Source organism: Umezawaea beigongshangensis, from assembly GCF_016464305.1.
In the GTDB taxonomy this organism is placed as follows: Bacteria; Actinomycetota; Actinomycetes; order Mycobacteriales; family Pseudonocardiaceae; genus Umezawaea_A; species Umezawaea_A beigongshangensis.
In genome coordinates, this window is sequence record NZ_JAEIOJ010000023.1 from 1 (window position 1) to 21,731 (window position 21,731).

At 72.0% G+C, this 21,731-nt stretch carries 27 protein-coding genes; 9 read left to right on the forward strand and 18 right to left on the reverse strand.

From position 1 onward, the window contains the following. Nucleotides 1–172 precede the first annotated feature (172 nt). Nucleotides 173–874, reverse strand: a complete 702-nt coding sequence (locus IMZ35_RS29465) for a Crp/Fnr family transcriptional regulator (protein WP_199444493.1) — start codon at nucleotides 872–874, stop codon at nucleotides 173–175. Nucleotides 875–1,171: 297 nt separating this feature from the next. On the opposite strand from IMZ35_RS29465, the gene IMZ35_RS29470 reads away from it, so the two are divergent. Next, nucleotides 1,172–2,236: an NADH:flavin oxidoreductase/NADH oxidase gene (locus IMZ35_RS29470; protein ID WP_199444494.1), complete on the forward strand. Its 1,065-nt coding sequence runs from the start codon at nucleotides 1,172–1,174 to the stop codon at nucleotides 2,234–2,236. A 72-nt stretch (nucleotides 2,237–2,308) separates the two neighbouring features. On the opposite strand, the gene IMZ35_RS29475 is transcribed toward IMZ35_RS29470, so the two are convergent. Beyond that, nucleotides 2,309–2,494, reverse strand: a complete 186-nt coding sequence (locus IMZ35_RS29475; protein ID WP_199444495.1) for a DUF3073 domain-containing protein — start codon at nucleotides 2,492–2,494, stop codon at nucleotides 2,309–2,311. A 183-nt stretch (nucleotides 2,495–2,677) separates the two neighbouring features. Here IMZ35_RS29475 and IMZ35_RS29480 point away from each other — a divergent pair, with 183 nt between their 5' ends. Then, nucleotides 2,678–3,574: a DUF8083 family protein gene (locus tag IMZ35_RS29480; RefSeq protein WP_199444496.1), complete on the forward strand. Its 897-nt coding sequence runs from the start codon at nucleotides 2,678–2,680 to the stop codon at nucleotides 3,572–3,574. Here IMZ35_RS29480 and IMZ35_RS29485 read toward each other — a convergent pair. From IMZ35_RS29485 to IMZ35_RS29505, 5 genes are all read right to left on the reverse strand, one after another. Beyond that, on the reverse strand, nucleotides 3,517–4,734 hold the full coding sequence (locus IMZ35_RS29485) for an MFS transporter (protein ID WP_229373624.1): 1,218 nt from the start codon (nucleotides 4,732–4,734) through the stop codon (nucleotides 3,517–3,519). The genes IMZ35_RS29480 and IMZ35_RS29485 overlap by 58 nt on opposite strands. Before the next feature lie 46 nt (nucleotides 4,735–4,780). Beyond that, complete coding sequence (locus IMZ35_RS29490) at nucleotides 4,781–5,401, reverse strand: RsiG family protein (RefSeq protein WP_199444497.1); 621 nt, start codon at nucleotides 5,399–5,401, stop codon at nucleotides 4,781–4,783. Between the two features lie 61 nt (nucleotides 5,402–5,462). Further along, nucleotides 5,463–6,299: a beta-keto acid cleavage family enzyme gene (locus IMZ35_RS29495; protein WP_199444498.1), complete on the reverse strand. Its 837-nt coding sequence runs from the start codon at nucleotides 6,297–6,299 to the stop codon at nucleotides 5,463–5,465. 61 nt (nucleotides 6,300–6,360) lie between these two features. After that, nucleotides 6,361–7,452, reverse strand: coding sequence for a CAF17-like 4Fe-4S cluster assembly/insertion protein YgfZ (gene ygfZ / locus IMZ35_RS29500; protein ID WP_199444499.1), 1,092 nt, complete (start codon nucleotides 7,450–7,452; stop codon nucleotides 6,361–6,363). Next, the gene (locus IMZ35_RS29505; protein WP_229373630.1) at nucleotides 7,449–7,832 is read right to left on the reverse strand and encodes a Fur family transcriptional regulator; all 384 of its coding nucleotides are present in this window, start codon (nucleotides 7,830–7,832) and stop codon (nucleotides 7,449–7,451) included. The genes ygfZ and IMZ35_RS29505 overlap by 4 nt, the downstream gene beginning before the upstream one ends. Before the next feature lie 88 nt (nucleotides 7,833–7,920). On the opposite strand from IMZ35_RS29505, the gene IMZ35_RS29510 reads away from it, so the two are divergent. Further along, nucleotides 7,921–8,793, forward strand: coding sequence for an aminodeoxychorismate lyase (locus tag IMZ35_RS29510; protein WP_199444501.1), 873 nt, complete (start codon nucleotides 7,921–7,923; stop codon nucleotides 8,791–8,793). Nucleotides 8,794–8,900: 107 nt separating this feature from the next. Here IMZ35_RS29510 and IMZ35_RS29515 read toward each other — a convergent pair whose 3' ends face one another. The 10 genes from IMZ35_RS29515 to IMZ35_RS29555 form a co-directional block, all read right to left on the reverse strand. Next, nucleotides 8,901–9,770: a 5-oxoprolinase subunit C family protein gene (locus IMZ35_RS29515; RefSeq protein ID WP_199444502.1), complete on the reverse strand. Its 870-nt coding sequence runs from the start codon at nucleotides 9,768–9,770 to the stop codon at nucleotides 8,901–8,903. Then, a complete protein-coding gene (gene pxpB / locus IMZ35_RS29520) occupies nucleotides 9,767–10,378 on the reverse strand; it encodes a 5-oxoprolinase subunit PxpB (protein ID WP_199444503.1) in 612 nt (203 codons plus the stop codon). The genes IMZ35_RS29515 and pxpB overlap by 4 nt, the downstream gene beginning before the upstream one ends. 70 nt (nucleotides 10,379–10,448) lie before the next feature. Further along, nucleotides 10,449–11,090, reverse strand: a complete 642-nt coding sequence (locus IMZ35_RS29525) for a heme-binding beta-barrel domain-containing protein (RefSeq protein ID WP_199444504.1) — start codon at nucleotides 11,088–11,090, stop codon at nucleotides 10,449–10,451. Nucleotides 11,091–11,285: 195 nt separating this feature from the next. Next, entirely contained in the window at nucleotides 11,286–11,588 is a 303-nt protein-coding gene (locus IMZ35_RS29530) for a DUF1416 domain-containing protein (protein WP_199444505.1), read from the reverse strand. 1 nt (nucleotide 11,589) lies between these two features. Continuing rightward, complete coding sequence (locus IMZ35_RS29535) at nucleotides 11,590–12,435, reverse strand: sulfurtransferase (protein WP_199444506.1); 846 nt, start codon at nucleotides 12,433–12,435, stop codon at nucleotides 11,590–11,592. Nucleotides 12,436–12,487: 52 nt separating this feature from the next. Continuing rightward, nucleotides 12,488–12,919 (reverse strand): DUF4395 domain-containing protein, encoded by a 432-nt coding sequence (locus tag IMZ35_RS29540; protein ID WP_199444507.1) that lies wholly within the window; start codon nucleotides 12,917–12,919, stop codon nucleotides 12,488–12,490. A gap of 101 nt (nucleotides 12,920–13,020) precedes the next feature. Then, nucleotides 13,021–13,098, reverse strand: a complete 78-nt coding sequence (locus tag IMZ35_RS32190; RefSeq protein ID WP_368857034.1) for a putative leader peptide — start codon at nucleotides 13,096–13,098, stop codon at nucleotides 13,021–13,023. 66 nt (nucleotides 13,099–13,164) lie between these two features. After that, nucleotides 13,165–13,602, reverse strand: coding sequence for a TlpA family protein disulfide reductase (locus tag IMZ35_RS29545; RefSeq protein WP_199444508.1), 438 nt, complete (start codon nucleotides 13,600–13,602; stop codon nucleotides 13,165–13,167). Beyond that, nucleotides 13,599–14,420 (reverse strand): LmeA family phospholipid-binding protein, encoded by an 822-nt coding sequence (locus IMZ35_RS29550; protein WP_199444509.1) that lies wholly within the window; start codon nucleotides 14,418–14,420, stop codon nucleotides 13,599–13,601. The genes IMZ35_RS29545 and IMZ35_RS29550 overlap by 4 nt, the downstream gene beginning before the upstream one ends. After that, nucleotides 14,417–14,947: a hypothetical protein gene (locus IMZ35_RS29555; protein ID WP_307869014.1), complete on the reverse strand. Its 531-nt coding sequence runs from the start codon at nucleotides 14,945–14,947 to the stop codon at nucleotides 14,417–14,419. Before IMZ35_RS29555 ends, IMZ35_RS29550 begins: the two co-directional genes overlap by 4 nt. Nucleotides 14,948–15,134: 187 nt before the next feature. On the opposite strand from IMZ35_RS29555, the gene IMZ35_RS29560 reads away from it, so the two are divergent. The 6 genes from IMZ35_RS29560 (at nucleotide 15,135) to pstB (ending at nucleotide 20,955) form a co-directional block, all read left to right on the forward strand. Then, nucleotides 15,135–15,893 carry a response regulator transcription factor gene (locus tag IMZ35_RS29560; protein WP_229373626.1) on the forward strand — a complete coding sequence of 253 codons (759 nt, stop codon included), beginning with the start codon at nucleotides 15,135–15,137 and terminating at the stop codon, nucleotides 15,891–15,893. Nucleotides 15,894–15,933: 40 nt separating this feature from the next. Further along, nucleotides 15,934–16,842, forward strand: a complete 909-nt coding sequence (gene mshD / locus IMZ35_RS29565) for a mycothiol synthase (protein WP_438816919.1) — start codon at nucleotides 15,934–15,936, stop codon at nucleotides 16,840–16,842. Between the two features lie 199 nt (nucleotides 16,843–17,041). Then, complete coding sequence (gene pstS / locus IMZ35_RS29570) at nucleotides 17,042–18,160, forward strand: phosphate ABC transporter substrate-binding protein PstS (RefSeq protein WP_199444511.1); 1,119 nt, start codon at nucleotides 17,042–17,044, stop codon at nucleotides 18,158–18,160. Nucleotides 18,161–18,291: 131 nt separating this feature from the next. After that, nucleotides 18,292–19,257, forward strand: coding sequence for a phosphate ABC transporter permease subunit PstC (gene pstC / locus IMZ35_RS29575; protein ID WP_307869022.1), 966 nt, complete (start codon nucleotides 18,292–18,294; stop codon nucleotides 19,255–19,257). Beyond that, entirely contained in the window at nucleotides 19,254–20,168 is a 915-nt protein-coding gene (pstA, locus tag IMZ35_RS29580; RefSeq protein ID WP_199444513.1) for a phosphate ABC transporter permease PstA, read from the forward strand. The genes pstC and pstA overlap by 4 nt, the downstream gene beginning before the upstream one ends. A 10-nt stretch (nucleotides 20,169–20,178) precedes the next feature. Then, nucleotides 20,179–20,955, forward strand: coding sequence for a phosphate ABC transporter ATP-binding protein PstB (gene pstB / locus IMZ35_RS29585; RefSeq protein ID WP_199444514.1), 777 nt, complete (start codon nucleotides 20,179–20,181; stop codon nucleotides 20,953–20,955). 106 nt (nucleotides 20,956–21,061) lie between these two features. Here pstB and phoU read toward each other — a convergent pair whose 3' ends face one another. After that, on the reverse strand, nucleotides 21,062–21,730 hold the full coding sequence (gene phoU / locus IMZ35_RS29590; protein WP_199444515.1) for a phosphate signaling complex protein PhoU: 669 nt from the start codon (nucleotides 21,728–21,730) through the stop codon (nucleotides 21,062–21,064). Between the last annotated feature and the right edge of the window lies 1 nt (nucleotide 21,731).

The window sequence follows — 21,731 nt, forward strand, 5'->3', positions numbered from 1 at the left end:
GCGCCTTCGCCACCCTGGCCGCAGCGCTGACCTGCTTCAAGCAACTCACCAAAGCAACCACGTGAGACCGGCTCTTATTAACCCTTTCGGGGATAGCGCAGGGAGATGTGACGGCGGGGAGTCACGACGCTCTACTGCATCAGGGGGACGAACCGCGCGCTCGTCCCCCTGATCAGGAGCGACAAAAATCGTTCAGCTTCTCCAGATCCGGAACGAGGAAGTCTCTGTGACGATGACTTCTCACCACGTCGGCTCGCCGCAGCTCGCCGAACGCCTTGTCCGCGGTTCTCGGCTTCATGCCCGCGATCGAGGCCAGTTCGACGTTCGTGAGCGGGATTCCGAGAACCCACCCGGCCGGTCCCCTGCGGCCGTACGTCTGGACCAGTTCGGCGAGCACCCTGGCGACCCGCTCGGTCGCGTTGAACGACACGAAGTCCTGGCGCCGCTGGTTCGACCAGCGCAGCCGGTCGCTGATCATTCCCGCGAACGTCATGAAGGCGTCGGGTCGGCGGTGCAGGAAGGCGGTCAGCTCGGCACTGGTGATCAGCTTCGCGGAGACGTCACCACAGGTCACGACGGTCGCCGAGCGGGGTTTCTGGTCCAGCGCGGCCATCTCGCCGACCAGGTCGCCCGCCACCCGCACGGCCAGCAGCGCGCTGTGCCCGCCCTCCGACCCGGCCGTGATCTTCACGGCGCCCGACAGCAGCAGGAGAACGTGGGTGTCCTTCGAATCCTGCGTCATGACCTCTTTGTCCGGCAGGTAGCGGACGAACGTTCCTGTGTTCAGCAGTTCCTGGCGCTGGGTGACGCGCAAACGGCCGAGGATGCTGTTCTCCGGCCACGACGCGTCCTGGCCTGCGGGATTGACCGACATTTCCGTCCCGGGTGCTGGTGGGTGCTGCGGCGGGTCTCGCACGGGGACGGGGACGTGCGCGCGTTCGTTCGACCAAGACGCCACGTGCTGTCCCCCCGGACGATGCAGTGATATTACACCCGATCGAGCAGCAATTCAGCACACTTGCGCATCTGCGAATGTGCCATGCCAGTCGGAATGGAATCCGGTTCACAAAGGGCCCTCCACCGGCTGAGACGAGTCTCACGGTCGGGAACACCGCGCGGGTGCGAAATCCTTGAAAGTTTCGCAAGCCTGCGAATCACTAGGGAGAAGACGTTGAGTCTGCTGTTCAGCCCGTTGACCGTCCGGTCGGTGACCCTGCCGAACCGGGTCGTGGTGAGCCCGATGTGCCAGTACTCCGCAGCGGACGGCCTGCCCAACGACTGGCACCTCGTCCACCTGGGTGCCCGTGCCGTCGGTGGTGCCGGTCTCGTGCTCGCCGAGGCGACCGCCGTGCAGGCGCGCGGACGGATCTCGCCCCAGGACGTCGGCATCTGGAACGACGAGCAGGTGCGCGCGTGGCGGCCGATCACGGCGTTCATCAGGGCGCAGGGATCGGTGCCCGGTGTGCAGCTCGCCCACGCGGGCCGCAAGGCGTCGACGTACTCGCCGTTCGCCGACGGCCGGGGCGGCGTGCCGGACTCCGAGGGAGGGTGGACCCCGGTCGCCCCGAGCCCGGTGGCGTTCGTGCCCGAGTACCGGCAGCCCGAGGAGCTGGACGCCGACGGCATCGCCGAGGTGGTCCGCGACTTCGTCGCCGCCGCGCGCCGGGCGCTCGACGCCGGGTTCGAGGTGCTGGAGGTCCACGCCGCGCACGGCTACCTGCTGCACGAGTTCCTGTCGCCGCTCAGCAACCGGCGGACCGACGCCTGGGGCGGCAGCCTGGAGAACCGGATGCGGCTCACCGTCGACGTCACCGAGGCGGTGCGCCGGGAGGTGGGCGACGAGGTGCCGGTGTTCGTGCGCATCTCGGCGACCGACTGGGTCGACGACGGGTGGACCGACGAGGACAGCGTCGTGCTCGCCCGCAGGCTCGCGGACGTGGGCGCCGACCTGGTCGACGTCTCCTCGGGCGGCAACACGGCGCAGGCCCCGATTCCCGTCGGGCCCGGCTACCAGGTGCCGCTCGCTGAGACGGTTCGCAGCAAGGCGGAGGTGCCCACCGGGGCGGTCGGCATGATCACCGACCCCCGGCAGGCGGAGAAGATCCTCGCGGACGGTTCCGCCGACCTGGTCCTGCTGGCGCGCGAACTGCTCCGCGATCCCCACTGGCCGCTGCGCGCGGCAGCGGAACTGGGAGCGGAGGTTCGCCCGCCGGCGCAGTACGCCAGGGCGTTCTGAAAGCCCTGAGACCTCGCGGTTCGGGCTGCCGGGATCACCGGCAGCCCGAACCTGACGGGGCCTCAGGCCGATTCAGCGACGGTAGTCGTCGTATCCGTCGTCGGACGGATCGTCGTAGCGTTCTTCGCTACGACGTCCGGTAGCGGACTCGCCGCTGGACAGCTCGCGTTGCAAGGCGTCAAAGTCGGTGTTGTGGGAGCTGTACTTCAACTCCCTGGCCACCTTCGTCTGCTTGGCCTTCGCTCGGCCGCGCCCCATGGCTCGACCCCCTCGCACAGGGACGGGGGCGGCCGGGGGAACGGCGGCCCCACTCGTCTCGACAACTAGTTCCTGGTAACTACCGTACCGTGTCGATGGGGTTCCTCGCGACGCGGTGGGGTCCCAAGGTTGTGACGCGCACCGCTGAGGGGCCTCCGGAGCCCCGCGTGGCACCATGACGGGGTGCCCAGACCGTTCGTCGCCTACCTCAGGGTGTACGAACCGTTGTCGACGCTCGACGCAGCGTTGGCGGATCGGGTCCGCAGGAGCCTGGACGGGGGTGGACCCCTCGCCCGTTCAGCCGTGGGCGAACGCGAGCGCGAACTGTGGCTGCGGTCCCAGCTGGCGACCCCGCCGAGGCTGCTGCCCGGTGAGCGCTCCGACGGCGGGCCCGCCCCCGACGCGCCGTTCGACGTCCTGACGATCAGCCCGGCCGAGGTCCCCACCCACGAGGGCGCGAGCGTGGGCCCCGGTCCCCTCGTCTGCCCGCTGGACCTGCGACCCCGCTCGGCCGCCGCCCTCGTCGGCTTCCTGGCCACCTCCACGCCCCCGCTGCGCGCCAGCGCCCTGCGGATCGAGCCGGACGCCGTGCGCGCCAGGGCCACCTCCGTGATGGCCGAGCTGTCCGGCGGAGCCGTCCACGTCGTCTCCACGACCTGGACCGTGCCGCTGCCGTGGTTCACCCTCGTCGACCCGTCCGCGCGCCGGATCGTGCTGGCCCCGCGCGACGACCCCGAGCGCCAGCTGTCCTGGCGGGTCGCGATGGCCGACGCCCGGCGCAGGGTCGCGCGGGCGCGCGCCGTGGTGAGGAAGGCCATCGGCGACGAGGGGCCGGCGAAGGTGCTCACCGACACCGGGCGGTGGCTGGAGCACTTCCACCCGCACTCGGCGGTGGAGCTGGACTACGGCGGCCTCGTGCAGCTCCTCGAGGACGAGGACCTGCTGGAGGACACCTCGGCGCAGGACGTCAACGCGATCGTCGACGCCCTGGAGGTCGGGGACGCCGAGGAGGTCGCGCTGCGCTACGAGACGCTGCGGGAGTTCTGGGGCGAACTGGCGCGTCGCGAGCGCCACGGCTGACGTTCCCCGCCCTCCTCCAGGCCGCGCAGCAGCACCAGCGCCGCCAGGGTCGCGACGGCGGCCAGCAGCAGCGCCGCGGGCCAGGCGACCGTCACGGCCACCCACCCCGCGAGCGCCGGGGTCACCGAGGCGCTGAGGTAGTTGGCGGTGTTCTGCATCCCCAGCGCCGTCCCGCCGCGCCCCTCGGGAGCCAGCTCGCCGGCCGCCGTCACCGCCAGGCCGTTCCAGCACAGCGCGAGCGCCGCCGCGGGGACCAGCACCGCGCACAGCACCGCGACGGGGGCCGCGTCGAGCACGGCCGACAGCACGAACCCGACCGTGATCGCGACCGCCACGACCCGCAGCGGCCGGAGCCTGCTGCCCACCGCGTCCGACCACACGCCGGCGGCCAGGCGACCGGCTCCGCCGAGCACCTGGGCCCCGGCGAACAGCGCCGCCGCGACGCCGAGCGCCAGGCCGCGGTGCGAGTGCAGCAGCTCCACCAGCAGCGCCGCCGCCGTGAACTGGGGGACGACGAGCAGTCCGCTCGCCGCGCTGAGCCGGAGCAGCCGCCGGTCGCCCAGGACGATCCCGTGCCCCCGCGCGGTGCTCCTGGTGGCGCCGGGCGGCTCCCGCACCAGCAGGGCGACCGCGACGGCCACGACGCCGGTGAACCCGGCCAGCGCGAGGAAGGCGGCCGGAACGCCCGCGTGCAGCGCGACCACCGGCAGGACCGCGGCGGTGAGCGCGGCGCCCAGCGGCGTCGCCGTCTGCCGGACGCCCATCGCGAGGCCGCGCCGGCCGGACGGGAACCACGTCATCACGGCCCGTCCGCTGGCGGCGTTCACGCTCGCCCCGAACAGGCCGACGCCCAGCAGCGCGAGCCCGGCCACGACCGCGCCACCGCTCGCGGCCAGCGCGAGGCACACCGCGGCGCCCGCGCCGCCGACGGTCATGACCAGCCGCTCCCCGCGCCGGTCGGCCGCCACTCCCCAGACGATCAGCGTCAGCATCGTGCCGAGGTTGACCGCGCCGAGCAGCAGCCCGACCTGCGGGACGCTCAGCCCGTAGTGCGCGCGGAGCTGCGGCGCGATCGCCGGAAGCCCGAGGAAGACGGCCGCGTTCGCGCCCTGCGCCACCGCGCCGACGCCCAGCACCACCCAGCGGTATCGGTCTCCCATGACCGCACCGTAGGTGCGTTACCCACCTGTTGGGAAAAACTTCTCATCAGATGGACTGGGGTCGCTCGCGGTTCTTCTCCGCCTCCATCGCGGCCCGGTTCGGGTTCGTCGGCCAGCCGCGCTCGGCGGCCAGCAGCTCGTCCACCGACGCGCTGCCGTGCTGGTACCGGCTCGCGATCTCGGAGTTCAGCCGGTCCACGACCGCCTGCACCTCCCGCCGCCGTTGGGACACCGAGGCCTCCTCGGCGATGAACGTCCCCAGCGCCTCGCCCAGCTCGTCGTCGGCCAGCGCCGACACGTCGGACAGGTCGACGTCGGAGACCAGCGCCTCCACCTTGCGGCGGTGCGCCTCGGCCCGCGACGGCTCCTGCGTCTGGTAGCGGCCGCGGCCCGTGGCCGGACCCACAGCGTTCGCCGAGAGGATCGTGGCCAGGTGGTCCATTACCGAGTCGGACCCGCCGACGCTGCGCCGCTGCTGCTCGGCGCGCACGATGTCGATCCGCGCGTGCAGCAGGCGCCGCAGGTAGGACAGGTCGGTCTCCTCCTGGGCGGCCTCGTCCCGCAGGCCGCGCACGTCCGACAGCGAGCGCTGCTCGACACCGTCCGCGTAGTCGGGAGCCAGCACCCGGTCGATCCGGCGACGCCCGCCGGGGCGCACCTCCATCACGTGGTCATCCTGGGGCAGGGACTCGTCAGCCGCCAACACAAACCTGCTTCCACACTCGGTCTCAGCTGCTCACGCCGAGCAGCCGACGCGCCTCCGCCACCGGCAGGGGAGGGCGCTGGGCGATCTTGGCCAGCCCCGCGGCGCGTGCCACGAGCTGTGCGTTGTCCCGGACCGGAACGCCCCTGGCGTAGCTGGTCGTGTCCTCCATGCCGACCCGCAGGTGACCGGAGGCCGACAGCGAGGCGAGCATCACCGGCAGCGTCGTGCGCCCGATGCCGGTGGCCGAGAACGACGCGCCCTCCGGCAGCAGCCGCAGCGCCGCGACCAGCGTCTCGGTGTCCCCCGGCATGCCGCCGGGCACGCCCATGACCAGGTCGACGTGCACCTTGCCGCCCGCGGGCAGGCCGTGGGCGTCCAGCAGCCTGCGCAGCGACGCGAGGTGACCGAGGTCGAAGATCTCGTACTCGGGGACGATCCCGCGCTCCTGCATCCCCCGGTGCAGCGCGACGACGAAGTCCCACCGGTTGAGGAACACGTCCTCGCCGAAGTTGACGGTGCCCATCGTGCAGGACGCCGAGTCGGGCACGGCGTCCAGCACGCGCAGCCGATCGGCCTCGGAGTCGGTCACCGCGCCGCCCGTGGAGAGCTGCACGATCAGGTTCGTCTCCGCCCGCAGCGCCGCCACGGTCTCCTTCAGCCGGACCAGGTCCAGCGTCGGCCGCGCGTCGGCGTCGCGGACGTGCACGTGGATCATCGCCGCGCCGACCTGCTCGCAGCTCCGCGCGGTCGCGACCAGCTCCTCCAGGGTCACCGGGAGGTTCGGGACGTCGGCCTTGGCGTGCTCGGCCCCGGTGGGGGCGACGGTGAGCAGCGTGCCGTGGGCTCCGGGACGGGACATGCCGTGATAGTGGCACACACCACCACCCCCCGAGATCCCCCCGGAGGGCGAGGTTCGCCGCCTACCGGCCGAGTTTCTGCGCGGCGATGCGACCCGGCGCGGGAGTGTCCGGCGGCACCGAGTCCGGGTCGATCGACGCCTGCACGAGCCGGTCCGGCGCCCCCGTCAGCAGCTCGGCTTCCAGCGGCACCGACCGCTTGACCAGCGCCAGCGCGATCGTGCCCAGTTCGTGGTGCATGGCCACGGTGCCCACCCGGCCCACGACCCGCTCGCCCAGCAGCACCGGGTCGCCGGTCTGCGGCTGGACCTCCGGCGTGCCGTCCAGGTGCAGCAGCAGCATCCGGCGGGGCGGGCGTCCCACGTTGTGCACCTTGGACACGGTCTCCTGCCCCCGGTAGCAGCCCTTGTTCAGGTGCACGGCCTCCGCGATCCAGTTCACCTCGTGCGGGATGGTCCGCTCGTCGGTGTCCAGGCCCAGCCTCGCGTGCAGCGACTCGACCCGCAGCGCCTCGAACGCGTAGGACCCGGCAGCGCGGGCGCCGGCGCCGGTCAGCGCGCTCCACCACGCGGACAGCTTCTCCCGCGCGATCACCAGGTCCACGGCGTCGGAACCGGGCCACGACACGCGGCGGGCGAACCCGTCGCGCAGCGCCACCACGTCACCGCGCGCGGCGGGCACCGGCAGGTCCAGCCTGCCCAGCAGCGCCGTCGTCTCCGGGCCGACGACCGTCAGCACCGCGAACTCCGCCGTGGCGTCGCGCGGCTCGACCTTCGACCAGAACCGCATCTTCACCAGGTAGTCCAGCAGCGCGGGCGCCGTCGCGGCCTCGGTGTCCAGGTACACCGCGCCGTCGAGGTTCGCCACGGCCACGTGGTGCTCCACCCGGCCCTGCGCGTCCAGGACCAGCGCCTCCGTGCCCGCGCCCTCGCCGAGCGCGGTGAAGTGCTGGCTGGTCAGCGAGTGCAGCCAGGACAGCCGGTCCTCGCCGGGGATCGCGATCACCGCGCGGTTGCTGCGGTCGAACACCGCGACCGACCGCGCGGCCGAGCGCTGCTCCGAGAACGGGTCGCCGTGGTGCCAGGGCACGCCGGCGTCCGGCGAGTCGTCGGGGGGTGCGACGGCACCCGGTGCGGTCAGCAGCGGTGAGATCACGCGTTCTCCTGGGTGAGGCAGTCCCGGCACGCGCCGGACAGAGCGAGGTGGCTTGCATCCAGTGCGAACCCGTAGCGGGCCCGGAGTGTTCCGGTCAGGTCCGACATGAGTTCGCACGGCATCTCCGTCACCGACCCGCAGCGGTGGCACACCAGGTGCACGTGCTCGTGCTCGTGCGCGGAGTAGCTGGGGGCGCCGTGCCCCAGGTGGGTGTGCCGGACCAGGCCGAGCCGGTCGAGCAGGTCGAGGGTCCGGTAGACGGTCGTGATGTTGACGGTCGGGGCGGTGAGCTGCACCCGCTGGCAGATCTGCTCGGGGGTCGCGTGCTCCAGCTCGCGCACCGCGTCCAGCACGAGCTGGCGCTGCGGTGTCATCCGCATCCCCCGGTCGTGCAGCGTCTTGCGCAGGGCCTTCCGACTGGTCGCGGTCTCCACCTCGTCGATAGTAGGCCGTGAGTAGGCTCCCACCATGCGAGTGCTGGCTCTTCTCGACGGTTCGACGGCCGATCCGGACGCCCCGCTGCTGCGCGTCGACGATCTGGGGCTCCTGCGCGGCGACGGCGTCTTCGAGACGATCCTCGTCGTCGACGGCGTGCCCCGCGAGCTGGGGCCGCACCTCGACCGGCTGGCCCGGTCCGCGGCGATGCTCGACCTGCCCGCCCCCGACCGGGCGGCGTTCGAGCGGTGCGCGCAGGTCGTCCTGGACGGGTGGACCGGCGGCAGCGAGATGGCGCTCAAGCTCGTCCTGACCAGGGGCGTCGAGGGTGGCGACGGCACCCCCACCGGCTTCGCGCTGGGCGCGGACATCGCACCGAAGGTGCTGCGCCAGCGCGCCGAGGGCATCTCCGCGATCACCCTGGAGCGCGGCGTCGACGAGGGGCTCGCCGAGCGCGCGCCGTGGCTGCTGCTGGGCGCCAAGTCGCTGTCCTACGCCGTGAACATGGCGGCGCTGCGCGAGGCCGAGCGCCGCGGTGCCGCCGAGGTCGTGTTCACCACCTCGACCGGCGGTGTCCTGGAGGGCCCCACGTCGACCGCGGTGATCGCCAGGGGTCGCACGCTCGTCACGCCGCCCGCGACGCTGGGCATCCTGCCGGGCACCACCCAGCACGCCCTGTTCCGCGCCGCGGAGCGCGAGGGCTGGACCACCGAGGTGGCCCCCCTGACCGTGCAGGACCTGCACGAGTCCGACGGCGTCTTCCTGGCCTCCAGCGTCCGCAAGATCACCAGGGTCCACACCCTGGACGCCACCCCCCTGCGGGACGCCACCCCCCTCCTGGCAGAGCTGACGACCCTCTACGAGTCCGAGTACCCGAGACTCACCCCCGCCCACACCGCGAGTTGAGCGCTCAGGCACTCCGAGTTGAGCGTTCGTGACGGACGACCGGAACGCCAGCTCCCCGAACGCTCAACTCGCGGTGCCCGAACGCTCAACTCACGGTGTCTGAACGCTCAACTCGCGTCAGCGGGGGTCAGGCGGACCGGGGTGCCGGGGCGGGCCTGGCCCAGGGACGGCAGGGCGGCGGGGGGCACGACGCCGATCACGGGGTAGCCGCCGGTCGTAGGGTGGTCGGCCAGGAAGATCACCGGCTCGCCGCTCGCCGGGACCTGCACGGCGCCCGTGACCAGGCCCTCGCTGGGCAGTTCGGCCCCGCGGCGGGTCGGCGTGCGCTCCAGGGGGCTGCCGGTCAGTCGCATCCCCACCCGGTTGCTGCGGTCGGACACCGTCCACGCGCCCGCCGCGAGCTGTCCCGCGGCGTCGTCGAACCAGTCGTCGCGCGGGCCGAGCAGCACCGGCACCACCAGTTCGTCCGGCACGCCCGGCGCGACCAGCACGTCCACACCCACCGGCAGCCCGGCGCGCTCGCCCAGCGGCAGCACGTCGCCCGCGCGCAGCGGCGCGGGACCGATCCCGGAGAGCAGGTCGGCGGACCGGCTGCCCAGCTCCGGCTCCACGGCCACCCCGCCCGAGCAGGCGAGGTAGCAGCGCAGGCCGCGTGCGGGCACGCCGATCTCCAGCACGTCGCCCGCGCCGAGGTGCACGGGCACGTGCGAGCCGACGTACCGCCCGCTCCGCAGGACGTCGACGGCCGGTCCAGTCACGGCGACCGTGCACGACGCCTCCGCCCGCACGGCCAGCCCGCCGAGCAGCGCCTCCACGCCCGCCGCCGACTCGGCGTTGCCCACCAGCCGGTTCGCCAGCCGCAGCGCGGGGGCGTCGAGCGCGCCGGACGGCGGCACGCCCAGGTGCGCGTTGCCCGGTCGGCCGAGGTCCTCCACGAGGGCCTGCGGGCCGGTGCGCAGCACGGTCAGCGCCCTCACCGGGTCACCTCGAAGCGCACGCGGTCACCGGGGGCGAGCAGCGCTGGCCGGTCGCGGCGCGGGTCGAACAGGACGAGGTCGGTGCTGCCGATGAGCCGCCAGCCGCCGGGGGTGGAGCGCGGGTAGACGGCGCTGTACTCGCCGGCGATGGCCAGCGAGCCCGTGGGCACGCTCGTGCGCGGCGACTCCAGGCGGGCCTGGTGCAGCACCTCGGGCAGGCCGGTGAGGTAGCCGAAGCCGGGGGCGAAGCCGCAGAACGCCACGGCGTACTCGGCGCGGGAGTGCAGGGCCACGACCTCGTCGGTGCCGAGCCCCGCCGTGCGGGCGACGAGGTCCAGGTCGGGCCCGTCGTAGCGGACGGGGACGACGACCTCGCGCGGCCGCGACTCCGGCGGGCGGGTCGGGTCGACGGAGTCGAGGACGGCGCGCAGGGCGGCGAGGGCGCCCGAACCCGGCTCCGCCGACACGAGCACCGTGCGCGCCGCAGGCACGACCTCCAGCAGTCCCGGCAGGTCGGCGGCCACGACGGCGGCGCGCAGCGCGTCCACCTCGCCGGGCCGGTCGACCTCGATCAGCACAGCGTCGGCACCGCACCGGAGCAACCGCATGACACCAGCCTAGGCAAGGATTGTTGAACAATCCACCCGTCAGCGGTGCGGACGGCCCGCCCGCGAACGGTCAGCCGACGACGCGCTTCAGGTGCGCCGAGGTGTGCGGCTGCATGGGCTGACCGACCATCGCGCGCTCCTCCACGTAGGCGAGGTCGCCGTTGTTGACGATGCCGTAGAGGCGCTGCGAGCCGGTCACCTCCTTGGCGGTGGACGTGCGCGCGACCGCGTCCGTGGCGAACTCCCAAGACGTCTGGTTGCGCGGCGTGCCGTAGTACAGCTCCATCACGCCGGTGTTGTGCGCGAGCAGGACCTCGATGGTGTCGTCGGCCTGCGGACGCCAGAAGCCGGACTCCCGCGCGGCGGGCCGGATCACCTTCCCGGCCTCGTCGAGCAGCCACGACCGCGCCTCGTAGAACAGGAACGGGCGGCCGTCGTGGGCGAAGGTGATCTGCTGGCCGAACCGGTGCGGCCCGTCGATCGTGGAGTAGACGACCTCGCCCTCGCCCCGCCACACGCCCACCAGCGGCAGCAGCGCGAGACACGCGTCGTGCAGGTTGGGGCCGAGCCGCAGGTTCGCGGTGTCGGCCGGGATCGGCATGTCCTCGAACTGGGGCAGGTTGAGCGCGCGGGTGCCCTCGGCGCGTTCGGCGGCGACGCGCACGGCGGCGTCACCGCTGCCCGGCTCGGGCTGCGGGGAGGTGTTGGTCATGGGATCAGCCGATCAGCGCTGGTCGGAGAACAGCCGGTACACGACGTAGACCGAGAACCAGACGACGAGCAACGACACCGCGACCAGCAGGCCCGTGAAGAAGAGTTCCACCCACCGAGGATATCTCCCGAGGCGGAACCGCAACGCCCCCGGTGGCCGAGGCCACGCGGGGGCGTTCGCCACGACCGTGCGCGGTCAGGCGCTCACCGCGACCTCGACGGTGTGCACGCCGGGACCGGACGCGCTCACCTCGGCCTGGCCGCTGCCGGACCGGTGCAGCGCCCGGACCGTCCACGAGCCGGGCGCGGCGAAGAAGCGGAAGTCGCCCCGCGGCGAGGACACGACCTCGGCGGTGAACTCGCCGCTGCCGTCGAGCAGCCGCACGAAGGCCCCGCCGACCGGCGTGCCCTGCGCCGACACCGTGCCCTGCACGACCACCTGGTCACCCGCGTCGGTCAGCGGGGCACCCTGCTCGGGTGCGGCACATCCACCACTCATGTCAGCTCTCCTTGCCGGTGCCGGTCTCGACCGGCACGCCCACGAGGGAGCCGTACTCGGTCCAGGAGCCGTCGTAGTTCTTCACGTCGGAGTGGCCGAGCAGCTCGTGCAGCGCGAACCACGTGTGGGAGGAGCGCTCGCCGATGCGGCAGTAGGCGATGGTGCTCCTCGCACCGTCGAGCCCGGCGTCGGCGTAGATGCGCGCCAGCTCCTCGTCGGACTTGAAGGTGCCGTCCTCGTTGGCCGCCTTGCTCCACGGCACGTTGATCGCCGACGGGATGTGGCCGCCGCGCTGCGCCGCCTCCTGCGGGAGGTGGGCCGGGGCGAGGAGCTTGCCGGAGAACTCGTCGGGCGAGCGCACGTCGACCAGGTTCTTCGCGCCGATGGCGTCGACGACCTCGTCGCGGAACGCGCGGATCGACAGGTCCTGCTCCTGCGCCTTGAACTCCGTCGCCGGGCGGGTCACCTGCTCGGCGTCCAGCGGGCGGCCGTCGAGCTCCCACTTCTTGCGGCCGCCGTCGAGCAGCTTCACCGCGTCGTGGCCGTACAGCTTGAAGTACCAGTACGCGTAGGCCGCGAACCAGTTGTTGTTGCCGCCGTAGAGGACCACGGTGTCGTCGTTGGAGATGCCCTTCTCCGAGAGCAGCGCCTCGAAGCCCGAGCGGTCGACGAAGTCGCGGCGGACCGGGTCCTGGAGCTCGTTCTTCCAGTCGATCCGGACGGCACCGGGGATGTGCCCCCCGTCGTAGGCGCTGGTGTCCTCGTCGACCTCGACGAACACCACACCGGGCGTCTGGAGGTTCTCCTCGGACCACGCGGCCGAGACCAGGACGTTCTCACGGCTCATCGAAGTGGCTCCCATTTCTGTTCTCTACTGCGGCGGGTGGGGGTGGACGTGTCTACCGGGAGGCGGCCGGCGCGGCGCGTCGGATCAGCAGGTAGGCCTCGCAACCGAGGCACAGGCCGAACGCCGCGTTCAGCAGCGCGGCGACCAGGGCGAACGAGGTGGCGGCGACACCGACGGCGGGAAGTCCTGCGGCGTAGCCGATGGTGCCGACCAGGGCGAACACGAAGCCGACGCCCTGCGCGAACCGCAGGGGAGCGGCCTCCTCGCGCTCGGAGACCGGCGCCAGCCTGGGCTGGAGCACCGCGCGGTACACGTGCCCCCACGGGTTGAGCTTGAGGCTGATGAACGCGCACATCGCGAACAGCACCGTCTGCGCGGCGAGCAACCGCCACCAGCCGGTGAGCAGCACGACGACGAGGATCAGCGTGGTCATCCAGGCGGAGAAGCGGGGACCGCGCGGATCGACCGGGACGTCCTTGAGCACGAGACCTCCTGACAGGGACGGGTTCGAACTCCGTCAGGCGGTTGTTGTCGCAGGGGTCGCGCACCCCGTCAAGGGGGTGCGGTCCCGCTCGGCGCCGCCCGTCAGTCGACCGTGCGACACAGGCTGCTGCGGACGCGGCAGAGATCCACCGCGCGTCGCTTGGTCAGCACTGTGCTCATGCCGTCGAGGGTAACCGCTCGTCCCTGTCACCGGGAGGGTGGTCCACCAGGTGGAACAGCGGTTCCTCACCCGATCGGGGAGATCAGGTGCGGTCGCAGCGCGTCGAGCAGCGCGCTCCGCTCCGGCACGCCGCTCACCCGCAGCAGCTCGCGACCGGCCGGGTCGAGCGCGAGCGTCGTGGGCGTGCGCAGCACCCCGAGCCGTGCGGCGACCTCGGGCGTCCGCGTCACGTCCAGCTCGGCGTGCCGCAGCCCCTCGGTGCGCCCGGCGAGGTCCGACAGCAGCACCCGCGTGTGCCGGCACGGCGCGCAGAACGTGGTGGAGATCTGCACCAGGGTCACGGCCGCGCCCGGCGCGAGCAGCGTCCGGACCGGCTCCGGCAGGTCCGGCACGGCGGGCGGACCGGCCCGCCGCGTGCTGATCCGGCCCTCGCGCGACCGCAGCAGCAGCCCGGTCGCGACCGTCACCACCACCGCGCCCAGCACGGCCCACGCCCCGGTCACCTCGTCGTGCTCCCGTCCAGCGGGATGTCGGTGACCGTGCCCTCCACGGTGAACGCGCCGCTCTCCACCCGCACCGCGGTCGGCGTCACGGTGAACGGCAGCGCGCCGGGGTCGATCGTGATGTTCAGCGCCTGCACGAGCTGCGGGATCGCCGCCCGCAGCGACTCGTCGTCCAGCGCGACGTCGTCGACCGCGATCGCGACCTGCCCGCCGACCAGGGACACGGAGCCGTAGGCGGTGACGACCAGCGCGCGGCCCGCGATGGTGGTCTTGCCGCTGAGCTGGACCGCCGCGGTGGTGCTGGGCGCGTCCGGTGCCGACGCCGCGGCGGCGAGGACCTCCTCGCGGGTGTCCGGCTCGATCGACATGTCCGTGAACGGCGTGACCTGGTCGGCGAGGCGGTTGAGGTCGCTGGCCTTGATCTTGACGCTGCCCCTGACCGCGTCGATCGTGGCGTTGCGGGTGTCGCCCGCGAGCAGCTCGGACAGGCCGATGCGGGTGTGGTAGAGGTTCGCCCGCACCTCCAGGTCCCGCAGCTGGTCGCGCACCGGCACGCCGGACGCGCTGATCTCGATGTCGCGGTAGTCGCCGGCCAGCGCCTGCGTGATGAACGGGAACCCGTTGATCCGCACCGCCGGGTCCTCGGCCAGTTCCAGCTTCGCCCGCATCTTCTGGGCCACCTGGTACTCGGCCGCCGCCGCGACGCCGAAGTCGGCCGCGACGAGCAGGCCGAGGAGGATCAGCACCGCGACGACGAGACGGCGCACGCGCCTGCCGCCGCGCCGTGGGGTGCTCGCGGTCCGGGTGGAGGTGGTCATCGCCGTCCTTGCTCCTGTGCGGCCGGGGTGGACGCCGTCGCGAGCCGAGTCGCGATCCGGTCCACCGGGTGCGGGGTCGTGGCGGTCCCGGCGTGCCGCACGCCGGGCTCCGGCCACGGTTCAGAATGCCCGTTCGCCGCGCGGCGCACCGCGGGCGTCTCCCGCGCCCACCGCACGGCCGGTCCGCTCACGGCGGCGACCGCGGTGCGGCGGATCGGGACCGGCGCGTTCGTGGGGCGCTCGACCGTCACGACCCGTCGGTACCCCGGTCCGGGGGCCGTCCACACCTCCGCGGCGAGGCCGTGGACCTCGTCCGCGCCCGTCGGAGCGCGTCGGTCGGAGCGGGCGCTGCCGCGGAAGTCCGGCGCCACGACGCCCCCGCGCCGGGAAGACCTCCCGATCACCCCGGCGACGACGGGTCTTCTCGCGGTGTTCGCGAACCCGTGACCGACGGCGAACGCCGGGTCCCGCACGTCGGGACGGGGCGTCGAGCGCGCTCCGAACAGGGGCTCGCCGTCGTGTGACACGGGTGTAACAAGCATGACGCTCGTGGAAACAACTGTGACCGTGACGTCGTGACCAGGGTATTTCGGGGAGAGCACCGGTATCGTCTCCGTCATCCGCAGGCAACGGGGCCCGGTCACCGTACGCTGCTGGGCTGGTCGAGTTCGCTGGACGGTGACCACCACCCGGCCGAACTGGAGGGCACCCGCGATGAGCATCGACGTGCTGCTGCTGACCACCGATCCCGATCCCGAGGCCGTGCTGCCCGCGCTCGCGCTGCTGCCCCACGAGGTGCGTCCGCTGCGCCCGGAGGTCTCCGCGCTGCTCGAAGCCGGTCCGCACGACGTGGTCCTGGTCGACGCGCGAACCGACCTGGCCGGCGCCCGCAGCCTCTGCCGCCTGCTCGACAGCAGCGGTGTGGACGTCCCCGTGGTGGCCGTCGTCACCGAGGGCGGCCTGGTGGCGGTGAACTCGGACTGGAGCGTCGACGAGATCCTGCTGCCGACCTCCGGCCCCGCCGAGGTCGACGCCCGCCTGCGGCTGGTCCGCTCGCGCCGCGGGAACGCCGAGTCGAGCGGCGACGGCTCGCTCCAGCTCGGCGAGCTGGTCATCGACGAGGCGACCTACACGGCACGCCTGCGCGGCCGCCCGCTCGACCTCACCTACAAGGAGTTCGAGCTCCTCAAGTACCTCGCGCAGCACGCCGGCCGGGTGTTCACCCGCGCCCAGCTGCTCCAGGAGGTCTGGGGCTACGACTTCTTCGGCGGCACCCGCACGGTCGACGTCCACGTGCGCCGGCTCCGCGCCAAGCTCGGCCCCGAGCACGAGTCGCTCATCGGCACCGTCCGCAACGTCGGCTACAAGTTCGTCCGGCCGCCGCGTCCGGGCGGCGTCCGCCGCGTGGACACCACCGGCACCGACTCGACGCCCACGGCCGACGACGTGGAGCTGTTCCTCCAGAACCGCTGACCTCCGCGCGAGTAGCGTCGTGGCCGTGGCTGAACCGAGTCTGATCGCACTGGACCGGCGCGACGCGCTGACCTCCGAGGAGCGCGCGGAGGTCTCCGCGCTGCTGGACGACGTCGAGCGAGCCGACGGGGTGGCCCCCGTCGGCGAGCACGTCCGGCTCCGGCTGCGTTCGGGGGCGTCCGGCAGCGCCCACCTCCTGGCCCGCGTCGACGACGTCCTCGTCGGGTACGCGCACCTCGACCTCGTGGGCGACGCCGACGGGCACCGGGTGGCGGAGCTGGCGGTCGCGCCGTCCGCGCGCCGCCGCGGCGCGGGCACCGCGCTGCTGCGCGCCCTGCTGGAGCAGACCGCGTCCGACGGTCCGGCCGACCTGCGCGTCTGGGCCCACGGCGGTCGTGCCGAGTCCGCGGCGCTGGCGTCGTCGCTGGGCCTGCGCAAGGTCCGCGAACTGCTGCGGATGCGCCTGGACGACCTCTCCGACCTGCCGGAACCCGTCCTGCGCGACGGCGTGCGGCTGCGCCCGTTCGTGGTCGGCCAGGACGAGGCCGCCGTGGTCGAGGTCAACCACCGCGCGTTCGACTGGCACCCCGAGCAGGGGGCGATGAGCGTCGAGGACGTCCGGGGCAAGGAGGCGGAGGACTGGTTCGACGCGGACGGCTTCCTGCTCGCCGTGGCGTCCGGCACCGGCGCGCTGCTCGGCTTCCACTGGACCAAGGTCCACGGTTCCGGCGCCGACGCGATCGGCGAGGTCTACGTCGTGGGGGTCGATCCGGCCGCGCAGGGCGGTGGGCTGGGCAGGGCGCTGACCCTCGCCGGACTGCGCCACCTGGCGGCGCGCGGCCTGTCGTCGGTCATGCTGTACGTCGAGGCGGACAACACCGCGGCCGTCGCCCTGTACGAGCGGCTGGGTTTCACCCGATGGGATTCGGACGCCCAGTACTCCGCGTAGTGAGGGTGGGGTCACTGATTGCGAACGTCCAGGTCACAGACTCATACCGACCGGAGCAGTGCCAGTCACCTTCCGTGTCCTGTTCACCTCCCGTTCACCTTTCGAATGGCGAACGTCCACCCGGAACTTCTAGCTTTTCGGTGAAGCGGCGACGTCCGTCGCGAAACCGCGAAAGCTTCCGTCAGTGGAGGATCCTAAGGTGAAGATCCAGCGGCACAGCGCCGTGTTCGGCCTCGTCGCGGCCGGCGCGCTCCTGCTCTCGGCGTGCGGCAGTGATCAGAACTCGGCTCAGGGTGGTGCCTCGGCCGGTGCGACCTCGTCGGTGGACGTCACGTGCGGCGGCAAGCAGAACCTGAACGCCGAGGGCTCCTCCGCGCAGAAGACCGCGATCGACACGTTCGTGCAGGTCTACCAGCAGCGCTGCGCGGGCCAGAACGTCGCCTACAACCCGTCCGGCTCCGGCTCTGGCGTCAAGAACTTCACCGGTGGTCAGGTCGACTTCGGTGGCTCCGACTCCCCGCTGAGCGCGGAGAAGGGCGAGGTCGCCGCCGCCGCCGAGCGCTGCGAGGGCAACCCGGCGTGGAACCTGCCGCTGGTGTTCGGCCCCGTCGCCATCAGCTACAAGCTGGAGGGCGTCACCGACCTCACCCTGACCGGTGAGCTGGCCGCCAAGATCTTCAACGGTGGCGTCAAGAAGTGGAACGACGAGGCCGTCAAGGCCGCGAACCCGTCCGCGTCCCTGCCGGACAAGGACATCACCGTCGTCTACCGCTCCGACGAGTCCGGCACCACGGACAACTTCCAGAAGTACCTGACCGCCGCCTCGAACGGCGCGTGGACCCAGGAGGCCGGCAAGGCGTTCAAGGGCGGCGTCGGCGAGGGCAAGGAGAAGTCCGCCGGTGTCGCGCAGGCCGTGGCCGGCGTCGACGGTGCCGTGACCTACGTCGAGTGGTCCTTCGCGCAGGACAACAACCTGTCCGTGGCGAAGATCGACAACGGCTCCGGCGCGGTCGAGCTGACCCCCGAGACCGTGGGCAAGGCCATCGACGGCGCGAAGATCAAGGGCGAGGGCAACGACCTGGTCCTCGACCTCGACTCGATCTACGGCAGCACCGAGGCCGGTGTCTACCCGCTGGTGCTCGCCACCTACGAGATCGTCTGCTCCAAGGGCTACGACGCCGAGACCGCGCAGGCCGTCAAGGCGTTCCTGACCGTGGCCGCGACCGACGGCCAGGCCGGGCTCACCGACGCCGGCTACGCGCCGCTGCCGAAGGCCTTCCAGGAGAAGCTGCTGACCGCCGTCAAGGCCATCGCCTGAGACGACCGGCAGACTTCGGACGACGACGACACACGGTGAAAGACCCAGTCGTGGCCGAGCACCCCGCCGACACCGGTGACACCGGTGTCGAGCGGGGTGCTTCGGCTGCTCCATCCGCCTCGGAGGCTCCGATTCCCCCGACCCAGGAAGCCGCAGCAGCGAAGGCCCCGCACGTCAGGCCGGGAGATCGCATCTTCCGCGGCCTCGCCACGGGCTCCGGCATCTTCATCGTCGTTCTGATCGGCGCGATCGGACTGTTCCTGCTGCTGCGGGCGGTCCCGTCGCTCGGCCTGAACAACGCCAACTTCCTCACCAGCCGCGAGTGGTCCACCGGCGACGTGGGCAACATGCGGTTCGGCATCCTCGACCTGCTCCTGGTCACGGTGGTGTCGTCCGCCGTGGCCCTGCTCATCGCGATGCCGATCGCGCTGGGCATCGCGCTGTTCCTGACCCAGTACGCGCCGCGCAGGCTCGCCAGGCCGTTCGCCTACGTCATCGACCTGCTCGCCGCCGTGCCGTCGATCATCTTCGGCCTGTGGGGCCTGCTGGTCCTCGGCCCGCAGCTCACGCCGATCGCGGAGTCGCTCACCAGCGCCCTCGGGTTCATCCCGATCTTCGCGCAGGGCAACGTCAGCATCGCCCTGTCCGGCACGATCTTCACCGCGAGCATCGTCCTGGCCGTGATGATCCTGCCGATCATCACCGCGGTCAGCCGCGAGGTCTTCGACCGCACGCCGGTCACCCACGTCGAGGGCGCCATCGCGCTCGGCGCGACCAAGTGGGAGGTCGTGCGCACGACGGTCTGGCCGTTCGGCAAGGCCGGCTACGTCAGCGCCTCGATGCTGGGTCTCGGCCGCGCGCTCGGTGAGACGATCGCTCTGACGATCATCCTCAGCGCCACGGCCAAGACGTTCGGCTGGAGCCTCTTCGACGGCGGCGCCACGTTCGCCTCCAAGATCGCCCTGGCCGCGCCCGAGTTCAACGACCCCAGGTCCGCCGGCGCCTACATCGCGGCCGGTCTGGTCCTCTTCCTGCTGACGTTCCTCGTCAACGCGGCCGCCAGGGCGATCGTCGCCGGTCACAAGGAGTACGAATGACCACCGACACCGCCGACCTGACCAGGCTGGCGACCCCGCCGACGTTCCAGAGCGTCAGCGGGGCCAGGAAGTTCAAGAACGGTCTCGCCACGGCTGCCGTGTGGGGCGCGTTCCTCGTGGCGATCGTGCCGCTGGTCTGGGTCCTCTTCATCGTCGTGCAGCGCGGTCTGCCGATCGTGGTGAACGCCGACTGGTGGCAGAAGTCCCTCAACGGCCTGCTGTCGCGTCAGCAGGGCGGCGGCGTCTACCACGCCATCTACGGCACCCTGGTGCAGGGCCTGGTGTGCGCGGTGATCTCCGTGCCGATCGGCCTGATGGTCGGCGTGTACCTCGTGGAGTACGGCGGCCGGTCCCGGCTGGCCAAGGCCACGACCTTCATGGTCGACATCCTCACCGGTGTCCCGTCGATCGTGGCCGCGCTGTTCGTGTACTCGCTGTGGATCACGACGTTCGGGTTCGGCCGCAGCGGTTTCGCGGTGGCGCTGGCCCTGGTGCTGCTCATGGTCCCGGTGATCGTGCGCACCACCGAGGAGATGCTCAAGATCGTCCCGGACGAGCTCCGCGAGGCGTCCTACGCGCTCGGCATCCCCAAGTGGAAGACGATCGTGAAGATCGTCATCCCGACGGCGCTGTCCGGCATCCTCACCGGCATCATGCTGGCGCTCGCCAGGGTCATGGGCGAGACGGCTCCGGTGCTGGTGCTCGCCGCCTACGCGCCGTACATCAACTACAACCTGTTCGACGGGCCGATGGCGTCGCTGCCGCTGCTGATGACGACCGAGCGCAGCAACTCGACGGCCGCGGGCTTCGACCGCATCTGGGGTGCCGCGATCACCCTCGTCATCATCATCACGCTGTTCAACCTGCTGGCGACCGTGGTCTCACGGGTGCTGGCGCCGAAGACCAAGTGAGCGGGCGGTAATGGCCAAGCGAATCGACGTCAAGGAACTGAACCTCTACTACGGCAAGTTCCACGCCGTGCAGGAGGTGTCCATCGCCGTGCCGCCCCGCAACGTGACGGCCTTCATCGGCCCGTCCGGGTGCGGCAAGTCCACCGTGCTGCGGTCGCTGAACCGGATGCACGAGGTCGCGCCCGGCGCGCGGGTCGAGGGCAGCGTGCAGCTCGACGGCGAGGACATCTACGCCTCCTCCGTCGACCCGGTGCAGGTGCGCCGCACGATCGGCATGGTGTTCCAGCGCCCCAACCCGTTCCCCACGATGTCCATCAAGGACAACGTGGTCGCGGGTCTCCGGCTCGCCGGCACGAAGAACAAGAAGCAGCTCGACGAGGTGGCGGAGCGCTCCCTGCGCGGCGCCAACCTCTGGAACGAGGTCAAGGACCGCCTGGACCGCCCCGGTGGCGGTCTGTCCGGTGGTCAGCAGCAGCGTCTGTGCATCGCGCGCGCCATCGCCGTGCAGCCCGACGTGCTGCTGATGGACGAGCCCTGCTCGGCCCTGGACCCCATCTCCACGCTCGCGATCGAGGACCTGATCACCGAGCTGAAGAAGGACTTCACGATCGTCATCGTCACCCACAACATGCAGCAGGCCGCGCGGGTGAGCGACCAGACGGCGTTCTTCAACCTCAACGGTGTCGGCCAGCCCGGCCGTCTCATCGAGGTCGACGACACCGAGAAGATCTTCTCCAACCCGTCCCAGAAGGCGACCGAGGACTACATCTCCGGCCGCTTCGGCTGATCCGCCGCCCGTACGACGAAGGCCACCTCCGCGTCTGGCGGAGGTGGCCTTCGTCGTACGGGACGTGAGAGGGGCCCCGCCGGCGGCGGGGCCCCTCGTCAGGTGATCAGCTCTGCTGGTCGTCGCCGTTGTACCCGGGCATCTTGCCGGTCACGATGAAGACGGTGCGCTTGGACACCGAGACCGCGTGGTCGGCGAAGCGCTCGTAGAAGCGGCCCAGCAGTGTGACGTCCACGGCCGAGGGCACGCCGTGCTGCCACTCCTTGCTCATGATCACCGAGAACAGGTGCCGGTGCAGGTCGTCCATCGCGTCGTCCGCCTCGTCCATGGCGCGCGCCCGCGGGACGTCCTGGGTGCGGATGACCTCGGTGGCCTCCCGCGCCAGCTCGACCGCGACGCGGCCCATCTCGGCGAAGTAGGGACGGACGTCCTCGGCGAGCACCGGGTCCGGGTGCCTGCGCCGCGCGGCCTTGGCCACGTGCAGCGCCAGGTCTCCCATGCGCTCCACGCTCTCGGCGGCGTGGATCACCGCGAGGACGGTGCGCAGGTCCGTGGCGACCGGAGCCTGGAGGGCGAGCAGCGCGTACGCCTGCTCCTCGATGTCCGCACGAACGTCGTCGATCTTGACGTCGTCGCTGATGACCTGCTCGGCGAGGCCGAGATCGGCCTCCAGCAGGGACTTGGTCGCACGCTCCATGGCGTCACCGACCATGCCGCACATGTCGGCGAGCTGGTCGGCGAGTTGTCCGAGCTGATCGTGGTAGGCCTCACGCATG

What these genes read in the sequence shown, in the direction of transcription:
- IMZ35_RS29465 (WP_199444493.1), bottom strand. Translation starts at nt 874, where the DNA reads ATGTCGGTCAATCCCGCAGGCCAGGACGCGTCGTGGCCGGAGAACAGC.
- IMZ35_RS29475 (WP_199444495.1), bottom strand. Translation starts at nt 2,494, where the DNA reads ATGGGGCGCGGCCGAGCGAAGGCCAAGCAGACGAAGGTGGCCAGGGAG.
- IMZ35_RS29485 (WP_229373624.1), bottom strand. Translation starts at nt 4,734, where the DNA reads ATGGGAGACCGATACCGCTGGGTGGTGCTGGGCGTCGGCGCGGTGGCG.
- IMZ35_RS29495 (WP_199444498.1), bottom strand. Translation starts at nt 6,299, where the DNA reads ATGTCCCGTCCCGGAGCCCACGGCACGCTGCTCACCGTCGCCCCCACC.
- IMZ35_RS29505 (WP_229373630.1), bottom strand. Translation starts at nt 7,832, where the DNA reads ATGCGGATGACACCGCAGCGCCAGCTCGTGCTGGACGCGGTGCGCGAG.
- IMZ35_RS29510 (WP_199444501.1), top strand. Translation starts at nt 7,921, where the DNA reads ATGCGAGTGCTGGCTCTTCTCGACGGTTCGACGGCCGATCCGGACGCC.
- pxpB (WP_199444503.1), bottom strand. Translation starts at nt 10,378, where the DNA reads ATGCGGTTGCTCCGGTGCGGTGCCGACGCTGTGCTGATCGAGGTCGAC.
- IMZ35_RS29525 (WP_199444504.1), bottom strand. Translation starts at nt 11,090, where the DNA reads ATGACCAACACCTCCCCGCAGCCCGAGCCGGGCAGCGGTGACGCCGCC.
- IMZ35_RS29530 (WP_199444505.1), bottom strand. Translation starts at nt 11,588, where the DNA reads ATGAGTGGTGGATGTGCCGCACCCGAGCAGGGTGCCCCGCTGACCGAC.
- IMZ35_RS29535 (WP_199444506.1), bottom strand. Translation starts at nt 12,435, where the DNA reads ATGAGCCGTGAGAACGTCCTGGTCTCGGCCGCGTGGTCCGAGGAGAAC.
- IMZ35_RS32190 (WP_368857034.1), bottom strand. Translation starts at nt 13,098, where the DNA reads ATGAGCACAGTGCTGACCAAGCGACGCGCGGTGGATCTCTGCCGCGTC.
- IMZ35_RS29550 (WP_199444509.1), bottom strand. Translation starts at nt 14,420, where the DNA reads ATGACCACCTCCACCCGGACCGCGAGCACCCCACGGCGCGGCGGCAGG.
- IMZ35_RS29560 (WP_229373626.1), top strand. Translation starts at nt 15,135, where the DNA reads ATGAGCATCGACGTGCTGCTGCTGACCACCGATCCCGATCCCGAGGCC.
- pstA (WP_199444513.1), top strand. Translation starts at nt 19,254, where the DNA reads ATGACCACCGACACCGCCGACCTGACCAGGCTGGCGACCCCGCCGACG.
- pstB (WP_199444514.1), top strand. Translation starts at nt 20,179, where the DNA reads ATGGCCAAGCGAATCGACGTCAAGGAACTGAACCTCTACTACGGCAAG.
- phoU (WP_199444515.1), bottom strand. Translation starts at nt 21,730, where the DNA reads ATGCGTGAGGCCTACCACGATCAGCTCGGACAACTCGCCGACCAGCTC.